This window comes from Frankia sp. CoWAU3, assembly GCF_977971855.1.
On the sequence record NZ_CDWWXB010000226.1, the window covers coordinates 3,198 to 5,744 of the forward strand.

The 2,547-nt window shown below is 72.2% G+C and carries 2 protein-coding genes; one reads left to right on the forward strand and one right to left on the reverse strand.

What is annotated here, in order from left to right; all coding sequences use genetic code 11:
* A partial coding sequence (gene mptB / locus AC08ON_RS15905; protein WP_476617248.1) for a polyprenol phosphomannose-dependent alpha 1,6 mannosyltransferase MptB occupies nucleotides 1-763 on the reverse strand: 763 nt, incomplete at its 3' end.
* A 503-nt stretch (nucleotides 764-1,266) separates the two neighbouring features.
* Here mptB and AC08ON_RS15910 point away from each other — a divergent pair.
* On the forward strand, nucleotides 1,267-2,532 hold the full coding sequence (locus AC08ON_RS15910; protein WP_476617249.1) for a glycosyltransferase 87 family protein: 1,266 nt from the start codon (nucleotides 1,267-1,269) through the stop codon (nucleotides 2,530-2,532).
* Nucleotides 2,533-2,547: the final 15 nt, after the last annotated feature.

Sequence of the window (2,547 nt, forward strand, 5' to 3'; positions counted from 1 at the left end):
ACCGCCAGACCAGCACCACCACGACGACCAGGGCCGCGGGCCACTTCACCAGCGCGGCCGCGGTGATGAGGACGAGACCGAGCACCGGCCTGCCGCGGTACACCGCCGTCAGGCCGCTGGCGAGCAGCGCCAGCAGGATGGCCTCAAGATGGATCGCGCCGACGAGCTGCAGCAGCACGATCGGACTACCCGCGCAGAACGCCAGCGCCCAGGGCCGTCGCGCCGCGGAGGACACCCGCACCACGCACACCGCCATCACGACGACGCTCGCCCCCGCGACGATCCGGTGCAGCAGGACCGCGCGCAGGACGTCACCGCCCGCAAGCGCGGTCACCAGCCGGAAGTAGCCGAGGGCGACCGGCCCGTAGGGCGACAGCGATGATCTCCAGATCGGATCGACGGCTAGCAGGATGGGACGGGCGCCGAGCGCGGTGGGCCCGGCGGCGTAGGGGTCGAGCCCGGCGGCGAGCATCGTCCCCTGCGCGGTGTAGCAGTAGACGTCGAGGCTGAGGATCGGCGGGCCGAGCAGCACCGGAACGGCCCAGAAGCCGATGACGAGGCCTATCCGCGGGACCGACAGGTCGCCGTGGTGCGCGCGCTGGCACAACCGGAACCATGCGCCGACGAGCAACGCCACCCCGATGATCATAAAAGCGGGTAGCGGAGAGGGGCGGTCGAACGGCACCGGGTCGAGCAGCCCGAACCAGCGTGACGGGGTCACGACTCCGGGCTGCAGGGCCAGTCGCCCCGCTACCAGCACCACCAGCACCGATCCGGCGGTCCCACATCCCGCGAGCAGGACGACGCCTCCGTCGAGGCGTCCGCCGACGCCCCTACCGGGGCGCGACGAACAGCGTCGAGCAGGATTGCCCGGTCGGGCGGTTCCGTGCGGCGCGGCGCACTCTATCTCGTCCATTCCGGTACAAAGCCTGACGTTTCTACATCGCCAACAGGCGGCGCGCCCGGGAGCACCCGGTGAACAATACCTGTCCTGTATGGATGTCGGAGCCCACGGGCGCCGGCCCGGCCCGCGGTGTCCTGCCTCGGCGCCGGGCGGCTACCGGCGGATGGCGGCGGATGGCGGCGGGATGAACGGCGGATGGTGACTGCCGGGCTCCCTGCTGGCGGACCGCCTCGGGGTGCTATGCCGAACGCATGCGGCAAGCGAGAACCATGGTCCCGGCAACCGTTACCACCTGCCCCAACGGGGAGACGGCAGGCCCGGGACCGCTGCCGGTCGCCTCGGCGCGACCGACCGCGCCCGTCGTGACCACGGGCGTCGTCGCCGCGCTGGTGGTGCTCGCGGTGATGATCGCACCACAGCCGCAGACCGACTTCGCTGTCTACCGGCTGGGGGGGCAGGCCGTCTGGGACGGGTCCGCCCTTTACCAGGTGCGTACGGCGGCCGGCCTGCCCTTCACCTACCCGCCGATCGCGGCGCTGCTGTTCACGCCGTTCGCCGCCATCCCCCTGGGGGTGGCTGAGGTCGTCTGGGCCGCGCTGACCGTCGCGGCACTCATCCTGCTGCTGTCCAGGCTGCGAGCCTGGCTCATCCCGCCGACCGACACCGCGCGGGCCGCCGGGGTCGGGCGGGCGCTGGGCTCGCGCTGGGCGCCGCCGCTGCTGCTGGTGGCGGCGCTCGCGACGGAACCGGTTCGCAGCACCATCATCTTCGGGCAGGTCAACATCCTGCTGATGCTGGCGGTCTGGCTCGATGCCGGGCCCGGACGGCGGTCCACACCGTTCGCCCGACTGCCACCCGGTGCTCTCACAGGTCTCGCCGCAGCGGTGAAACTGACTCCGTTGATCTTCGTGGCCTACCTGTGGCTGGCCGGCCGGCGCCGGGTGGCGATCGCAGCGGTGGGGACGTTTCTCGCGGCCCATGCCGTGGCGTTCGCGCTGGCACCCGCGGCGTCCCGCGCCTACTGGGGCGGGGTGTTCGCGGATCCGGGCCGGATCGGCTCGGTCACGTACGCCGGCAACCAGTCGCTGTCCGGCGCGATGACCCGGATCTGGGGAGACGGCGCGTCGGTCGTCCAGATCCACCGGCTGGTGGTGGCCGCGGTCGCCGTCGCCGGGCTGGTGCTCGCGGTGCGGCTGCACCGGCGCGGGGAGCCCGTCGCGGGCCTGCTCGCCTGTGCGGTCACCGGACTGCTGGTCTCGCCGATCTCGTGGAGTCACCACTGGGTGTGGGCGGTGCCGACGCTGCTCTGGCTCGCCACCCACGCCACCGACAGCACCGACAGCACCGACAGCACCGACAGCACCGACAGCCGAGCCTCACGCCGGTACGTCGGAGCGGCGCTCGCCGGCTACGTGTTGTTCGTGGCCTCCCCCGTCTGGTGGATCACGCCACACGACCAGAACTGGCCGCACCGCCGCGACCCGACCATCCTCCTCACGAACGCCTACGTGATCGCCGGTGTCGTACTCCTGGTCACCCTGGCGCGCGTCGCAGGCCGCCGGGACCTGTACCGCCCATCACGGAGAATGCGACATCCGGACCTGGTGCGCCGGGGCGTCAGGGGCTAGCGGGAGTTTCCTAGA